We start from the raw sequence: 7,181 nt of genomic DNA on the forward strand, positions 1-7,181 counted from the left end.
CATCAGCCTCGTCGATGCCCGACCTCGACGACGAGCCGCCCGCACGCGCCGCAGCAGCGCCGTCCGCGCCCGTCCCGGTGCCGATGGCCGCACCCGCCGTGCCGGCCTTCGAGCGCACGCCGCTCGGCGACCGCTGGAACGAGCTGGTCGTGCAGATGGTGCAGGCCAACGCCATCGGCGCGCTGGTGCGCGAGTTGGCCCTGCAAGGCCAGTGCGTCGCACTCGACGAGCAGGGCGCCGAGGTCGTCTGGCGCCTGCGCGTCGAGCGCGAGACGCTGCGCGCCGAGGTGCAGCGCACCAAGCTGCAGGCGGCACTCGTCACGCAGCTGGGCCGCCCGGTGCGGCTCGAGGTCGAACCCGGCGTGCCGGCAGATTCACCGGCCCTGCGAGCCGCCGCCGAGCGCGCGCGCCGCCAGGCCGAAGCCGAACAGATCATCCACAACGACCCGCTGGTGCAAGCGCTGATGCAGCAGTTCAAGACCGCACGCATCGTGCCCGGCTCGGTCAAACCCCACTGAAACCCGAGGACCCCTCACCATGATGAAGAACCAACTCGCCGGCCTGATGAAGCAGGCCCAGGCGATGCAGGACAACCTGAAGAAGGCGCAGGAAGAACTCGCCCACATCGAGGTCGAAGGCCAGTCCGGCGCCGGCCTCGTGAAGGTCACGATGACCTGCAAGCACGACGTGAAGCGCATCGTGATCGATCCGAGCCTGCTTGCCGACGACAAGGACATGCTCGAAGACCTGGTGGCTGCCGCCTTCAACGACGGCATCCGCCGCGCCGAAGAGGTCTCGCAGGAGAAGATGGGCAAGCTGACGGCCGGCATGCCGCTGCCGCCGGGCATGAAGTTCCCGTTCTGATCCAGTGGCCGAACCTGCACTCGACGGATTGATCGAGGCGCTGCGCCGCCTGCCCGGCGTCGGGCAGAAATCCGCGCAGCGCATGGCCTTCCACCTGCTGCAGCACGACCGCGACGGTGCCGCGCGCATCGCCGCATCGCTGCAGAAGGCGGTGGCCGACGTACGCCACTGCGACCGCTGCCACACCTTCACCGAGGGCGCCATCTGCAGCACCTGCGCCGATGAGCGGCGTGACGCGCGCCTGCTGTGCGTCGTCGAGACGCCGGCCGACCAGGCGGCGCTCGAGCGCACCGGCAGCTACAAGGGGCTGTACTTCGTGCTGATGGGGCGGCTGAGCCCGCTCGACGGCGTCGGCGCGCGCGACATCGGCCTCGCGCAGCTGATCGAGCGCGCCACCGATGGCACGGTCGAAGAGGTGATCGTCGCGACCAACTTTACCGCCGAAGGCGAGGCCACCGCGCACGTGATCGGCGAGACGCTGAAATCACGTGGCCTGCGCGTCACGCGGCTGGCGCGCGGCGTGCCGATCGGCAGCGAGCTCGAATACGTCGACCTGGGGACCATCGCGCACGCGTTGAGCGAGCGGCGCTAGCCCACCCGCTCAGCGCTTCGCGACCCGCGTCGGCCGCTTCGCCGGCCGATGCGCCTTCGATGCGGTGCGCACCGCCGGCTTGCGCGCTGTCGCCTTGCTCGCGACGAACACATACACCGTCTGCCCCGGCTTGAAGTTCGCGCCGACCGTCGTCTTGTTCCACAGCGCCACCTGCGCCGCGCTCACGCGGTAGCGCTGCGCGACCGTCGCCACGCTCTCGCGCTTGCCGGCCTTCAGCGCCATGCGGCGCAGCGCCGGCGATTCGGACACGAGCGACATCACGCCGTTGTCCGCCAGGTGCCCCGACACGTCGGTCTGGCGGCTCTCGCCGCGCGGCACCAGCAGCGTCGAGCCGGCCCGCACCAGCATGCGCGGCGGGATGTTGTTGACCTCGCGCAACTGCGCCTCGGTCATCCCCACCTGCTTGGCTGCATCGGCCGGGCGCAGCGTGCGCGGCGCGACCCAGGCCGTCCAGGTGGCCAGCGGCCCGCGGTGCTCGCCGATGCTGCGCACGAACTGGCTCGCGTTGTCGTACGGCAGCAGCAGCTGCGGCGTGCCGGCCGCCAAGATCACCGGCCGGTTCATCTGCGGGTTCAGCGTCTGGAACTCTTCCAGCGACACGCCGGCCAACCGCACCGCCAGCGCGACGTCGATGTCGCGCTCGATCGGCACGCTGAGGAAGTACGGGTGGTTGTCCAGCGACGGCAGCGTCAGCAGGTACTCCTCGGGGTGCAGCACGATGTTCTTCACCGCCTGCAGCTTCGGCACGTAGAACGCCGTCTCGTTCGGCATCTTCAGGCTGAGGTAGTCGGTCGGCTTGCCGGCGCGGCGGTTGCGCGCGATGGCGCGCTGCACGTTGCCCTCGCCCCAGTTGTAGGCGGCGAGCGCCAGGTGCCAGTCGCCGAACATGTCGTGCAGCCGGGCCAGGTAGTCGAGCGCGGCGCGCGTCGAGCCGAGCACCGAGCGGCGGTCGTCGCGGAACACGTTCTGCTTCAGCGAGAAGGTGYTGCCGGTGGCCGGCATGAACTGCCACATGCCCGAGGCCTTGGCCGACGACACCGCCTGCGGGTTGAACGCGCTCTCGACGAAGGGCAGCAGCGCCAGCTCGGTCGGCATGCCGCGGCGCTCGACCTCCTCGACGATGTGGAACAGGTAGCGGCTGCCGCGCTCGGTCATGCGCTGCACGTAGTCGGGCCGCGACGCATACCAGCGCTCGGCGGTGCGCACCTGCTCGGTGTCGAGGTCGGGCATCGCGTAGCCGTGGCGCAGGCGCGACCACAGGTCGATGCTCGCGGTGGGCGCGTTCAGGTCGACCTTCTCTTCGGGGCGCAGCGGGTCGATCGGCGGCGCGACGGCCGGGCCCTCGGCGACGGTGGTGTTGTCGGCGGCCGAGGCCGCCCCGGCGGGTGCGCTGGCCGCGGCCGACACCTCCGGTGCAGAGGCTGCAGGAGATGCGCCCACGACGCCGCCCTCTGGGGTCGGCGTGGTGGTCGCGCAGGCCGCCAGCAGCGTCAGCGCGGCGAACAGGCCCAGGCCGCAGCCTCGTCGCAGGGTCAGACGCAAGAGAGGGATCAAGTCGGTCATCAGAAGTTGTTTTTCCAGTGGCGCAGCGCGGCCAGCACGTCGACTTCGTCGTCGGGCCGGGCGCCGTGGGTGGCGGCGGCAGCAGCCACCTCGGGTTGCGCACAGCGCATGAAGGGATTGATGCGCCGCTCCTGCGCGATCGAGCTCGGCAGCGTCGCGCGGTCGTCGGCGCGCAGCGATTCGCACAGCGCCGTGTAGTCGAGCAGGTCGCGGTTGTGCGGCTCGACGGCGCGTGCGAACTTCAGGTTCGACAGCGTGTACTCGTGCGCGCAGCACACCCGCGTGTCGCCGGGCAGCGCGGCCAGGCGCGACAGCGAGCGGTGCATCTGCGCCGGCGTGCCCTCGAAGAGCCGCCCGCAGCCGCCGGAGAAGAGGGTGTCGCCGCAGAACAGGATCGGCGCATCGCCATCGCTCGCAGCGCAGAAGTACGCGATGTGGCCGGCGGTGTGGCCCGGCACGTCGATCACCTCGAAGCGCAGGCCGAGCCACTCGGCGGCATCGCCATCGTGCAAGGGCGTGAACGGGGTGGGGATCTTCTCGCGCGCGGGCCCGTAGACGGGGCCTTCGAGGCGCGGTCGCAGCGCATCGACGCCGCCGACGTGGTCGCCATGGTGATGGGTCACTAGAATCGCCGACAGCCTCAGGCCATGAGCGTCCAGCGCTTGCTCCACCGGTGCCGATTCACCCGGATCGACGACGAGAGCCTGCCGGCCATCGTGAAGCATCCAGATGTAGTTATCGGCGAAGGCTGGCAGGGCAAGCAGTTTCATGACACAAGTCGGCGGGATTATAGGTTTGGCCCAGTGGCTGGAGACCCCCCCGGGGCGCTACCTGCTGGCCTGGGAACAGGCCCAACTCGATCGAAGCGTGGCCGATGTGTTCGGATTTCACGCTTTGCAGCTCGGCATGACCGAACTCGAGGGGTTGAGGGCCAACCGGATGCCGCACCGTTGGGTGGCGCTCGACGCGCAAGGGAAGCTGGTGGAGCGCGATCCCGCGGCCGAAGTTCCCACGGATGCCGCCGCCGGTGTTACCAACGGCACTCCGGCCGAGCGCGTGGCCGTCGTGCTGCGCTGCGATTTCGATGCGCTGCCGTTCGATTCGCAGAGCCTCGACCTGGTCGTGCTGCYGCACACGCTGGAGCTCGCGCGCGACCCGCACCTGGCACTCGGCGAGGTCGAGCGCGTGCTGCGGCCAGAAGGGCGCGTCGTGATCCTCGGCTTCAACCCGACCAGCCTGTGGGGCCTGCGCCAGCGCTGCGGCCGGCTGCTGCGCTACATCGGCTTTTCGCGCCAGAAGCCGCTTTTCCTGCCGAACGACGGCGAGTTCCTCGGCTACTGGCGGCTGCGCGACTGGCTGCGGCTGCTGAGCTTCGAGGTGCAGGGCGGGCGCTTCGGCTGTTATCGTCCTCCCCTCAAGACCGATGCGTGGCTCGCACGCTATGCCTGGACCGAACGCATCGGCGAACGCTGGTGGCCGGTGCTCGGCAGCGTCTACCTGCTGGTGGCGGTGAAGCGCGTGCGCGGCATGCGGCTGGTGGGCCTGATCCGCCAGCAGCGCACTGCCGGCCAGCGTGCGGCCACCGTCGCGAGCCACCGCACCCACCAGCGCGCCCATTCATCTTCCGAGACTCCATGACTGAAGCATCGTCCGCCGCCCCGTCCGATCAACCGCAGATCAAGCGCCCGCAGGTCTTGATCTACACCGACGGCGCCTGCAAGGGCAACCCCGGCCCTGGCGGCTGGGGCGCGTGGCTGCGCACCGGCGAGCACGAGAAGGAGATGTTCGGCGGCGAGCGCCAGACCACCAACAACCGCATGGAGCTCACCGGGGTGATCGAGGCGCTCGCGTCGCTGAAGCGCACCTGCGACGTGATCATCTACACCGACAGCGAGTACGTGCGCAAGGGCATCACCGAGTGGATCCACGGCTGGAAGACGCGCGGCTGGAAGACGGCCGACAAGAAGCCGGTGAAGAATGCCGACCTGTGGCAGCGCCTCGACGGGCTGCGCAACCTGCACCACGTCGACTGGCGCTGGGTGAAGGGCCACGCAGGCGATCCGGGCAACGAGCGCGCCGACCAGTTGGCCAACAAGGGCGTCGAGAGCGTGAGGTGAACCTGTAGCCCGGATGCCAATCCGGGACGCGTTCAAACCAGCCCGTCGAACGGCAGTATCTCCACCAGGCTGCCCGCCGCGACATCCCCCTGCCCATGCGGCAGCACCACGAGCCCGTTCGCCTCGCTCATGCTGCGCAGCACCCCCGAGCCCTGCGACCCGGTGATCGCCACCTGCCACGTTCCGTCCACGCCGCGCGAGACGATGCCGCGCTGGTACTCGGTGCGCCCCGGCCGCTTGCGGATCGCCGTCGTGCAGCGCGCCTGCAGCATCGGCAGCGGCTCGACCGCGGCGCCCGACATCGCGAGCAGCGCATCGCGCACGAAGGTGTAGAAGCCCACCATCACCGCGACCGGGTTGCCCGGCAGCCCGAACAGCACCGCCTCGCGGCCCTGGCTCGCGATGCGGCCCACCGCCATCGGCCGCCCCGGCCGCATCGCGATGCGCCAGAACAGCACCTCGCCGAGCCGCGCCATCACCGCGCGCGTGTGATCGGCCTCGCCGACGCTGACGCCGCCCGAGGTGATCACCACGTCGGCGTTCTCCACCGCATGGCGCAGCGTGGCCTCGAGCGCGGCGGGTTCATCGCGCACGATGCCCAGGTCGAGCACCTCGACGCCGAGCCGCTGCAGCATGCCCCACAGCGTGTAGCGGTTGCTGTCGTAGACGCAGCCCTCGTCGAGCGTTTCGCCGATCGAACGCAGCTCGTTGCCGGTGGAGAAGAAGGCGACGCGCGGGCGGCGCCACACCGGCAGCTCGCCGCGGCCGAGCGAGGCGACGAGGCCGAGATCGGCCGGCCGCAACGCGCGGCCGGCGTGCAGCGCGATGCTGCCGCGCGCCAGGTCTTCGCCGGCCAGCCGCCGGTTCGCGCCTGTTTTGACGGCACCAGCCGGCACGGTGATCCGATCGCCGTCGACCCGCACGAACTCCTGCGGCACGACGGTGTCGAGACCGGGCGGCATCACCGCGCCGGTCATGATGCGCACGCACTGGCCCGCGCCGATCGCGTGGCCGACCACCTGGCCCGCGAGCTCGGTGGCGGCCACCGTCAGCACGGTGGCCTCGCCGGTGCGCAGCTCGCTGCCGCGCAACGCATAGCCGTCCATCGCGGCGTTGTCCCGCGGCGGCACGTCGATCGTCGACGGGATGTCCTGTGCCAGCACGCGGCCGAGGCTCGCGCGCAGCGACAGGTGCTCCACCGCCTGCACACGCGGCAGCATGCGCGCGATGAAGGCGCGCGCCACGTCCACCGGCAGGTCGTCGGCGTCGTAGCCGTGCAGGCCGAGGGCCAGGTCGTTCAAGGAGCTCATCACAGCGCGAGCGACATCAGGTCCTTGTCATGGTAGATGCCGTCGAGCTTGATCGCGTGCTTCAGCGTGCCGTAGCGCACGAAGCCGGCGCCCTCGTACAGCCGCACCGCGCGCCGGTTGGTCGACGTGACCGACAGCGTCAGCAGCTCGATGCCGTCGGCCGCGCGCGCCTGCTCGATGCCGGCGGCCAGCAGCGCGCGCCCGACGCCGCGGCCCGCCGCCTGCGCCTGCACCATCATCCCGACGATGTGGCCGATGTGCCGCACCTTGGCGCGGTTCTCGCGTTCGCAGGTGAGGGCGCCCAGCAGTTCGCCGTCGTCCCAGGCACCGAGCGTGAACTGCCCGCCGCCCGGCTGCCCCAGCCCGAGCCGCGGCAGGTAGACCTCGGCCGGCTTGCGCGATTCGGTGTGCGCGTCGGAGGTGAAGGCATCGGGGAAGGCCTGCAGCATCGCGTCGCGCAGCGCCTTGTAGGCCGGCAGGTCGACGACGTCAAGCGTGCGGATCACCAGCAGCTCAGGGGCCGCGCGGCGCGCGGAGTCGCTCGAGATCATCGAGGCTCATCCACCGATGTAGTGCATCTCGACGCGGCGCCCGGCCGGCGCGGATGACGGGTCGGCGCCGGCCTCGCTGCGCAGTTCGGAGTAGCGGTCGGCGCGCCGGTTCCAGACGCCGCCGATCGCCGCGGCGATCTCGGCATCGCTGCGGCCCTCGCGC

At 70.7% G+C, this 7,181-nt stretch carries 9 protein-coding genes; 5 read left to right on the plus strand and 4 right to left on the minus strand.

From position 1 onward, the window contains the following. From AC1D1T_RS28220 to recR, 3 genes are all read left to right on the plus strand, one after another. A partial coding sequence (locus AC1D1T_RS28220) for a DNA polymerase III subunit gamma/tau C-terminal domain-containing protein (protein WP_477992930.1) occupies positions 1-518 on the plus strand: 518 nt, incomplete at its 5' end. Positions 519-537: 19 nt separating this feature from the next. Beyond that, positions 538-864: a YbaB/EbfC family nucleoid-associated protein gene (locus AC1D1T_RS28225; RefSeq protein ID WP_047511954.1), complete on the plus strand. Its 327-nt coding sequence runs from the start codon at positions 538-540 to the stop codon at positions 862-864. 4 nt (positions 865-868) lie between these two features. Beyond that, on the plus strand, positions 869-1,456 hold the full coding sequence (gene recR / locus AC1D1T_RS28230) for a recombination mediator RecR (RefSeq protein ID WP_477992931.1): 588 nt from the start codon (positions 869-871) through the stop codon (positions 1,454-1,456). A gap of 9 nt (positions 1,457-1,465) precedes the next feature. On the opposite strand, the gene AC1D1T_RS28235 is transcribed toward recR, so the two are convergent. Both AC1D1T_RS28235 and gloB read right to left on the minus strand, forming a co-directional pair. Then, complete coding sequence (locus AC1D1T_RS28235; RefSeq protein ID WP_477992932.1) at positions 1,466-3,019, minus strand: transglycosylase SLT domain-containing protein; 1,554 nt, start codon at positions 3,017-3,019, stop codon at positions 1,466-1,468. A gap of 20 nt (positions 3,020-3,039) precedes the next feature. After that, entirely contained in the window at positions 3,040-3,810 is a 771-nt protein-coding gene (gene gloB, locus AC1D1T_RS28240; protein ID WP_477828101.1) for a hydroxyacylglutathione hydrolase, read from the minus strand. 25 nt (positions 3,811-3,835) lie between these two features. On the opposite strand from gloB, the gene AC1D1T_RS28245 reads away from it, so the two are divergent. Next, positions 3,836-4,678 (plus strand): class I SAM-dependent methyltransferase, encoded by an 843-nt coding sequence (locus tag AC1D1T_RS28245; protein WP_477992933.1) that lies wholly within the window; start codon positions 3,836-3,838, stop codon positions 4,676-4,678. Beyond that, positions 4,675-5,157, plus strand: coding sequence for a ribonuclease HI (rnhA, locus tag AC1D1T_RS28250; RefSeq protein WP_052213085.1), 483 nt, complete (start codon positions 4,675-4,677; stop codon positions 5,155-5,157). Before AC1D1T_RS28245 ends, rnhA begins: the two co-directional genes overlap by 4 nt. A gap of 32 nt (positions 5,158-5,189) precedes the next feature. On the opposite strand, the gene moeA is transcribed toward rnhA, so the two are convergent. Both moeA and AC1D1T_RS28260 read right to left on the minus strand, forming a co-directional pair. Then, positions 5,190-6,467: a molybdopterin molybdotransferase MoeA gene (moeA, locus tag AC1D1T_RS28255; RefSeq protein ID WP_477992934.1), complete on the minus strand. Its 1,278-nt coding sequence runs from the start codon at positions 6,465-6,467 to the stop codon at positions 5,190-5,192. After that, positions 6,467-7,018, minus strand: coding sequence for a GNAT family N-acetyltransferase (locus AC1D1T_RS28260; RefSeq protein ID WP_477845288.1), 552 nt, complete (start codon positions 7,016-7,018; stop codon positions 6,467-6,469). The genes moeA and AC1D1T_RS28260 overlap by 1 nt, the downstream gene beginning before the upstream one ends. Positions 7,019-7,181 lie beyond the last annotated feature (163 nt).

This window comes from Rhizobacter sp. P2_H3 (assembly GCF_056403355.1).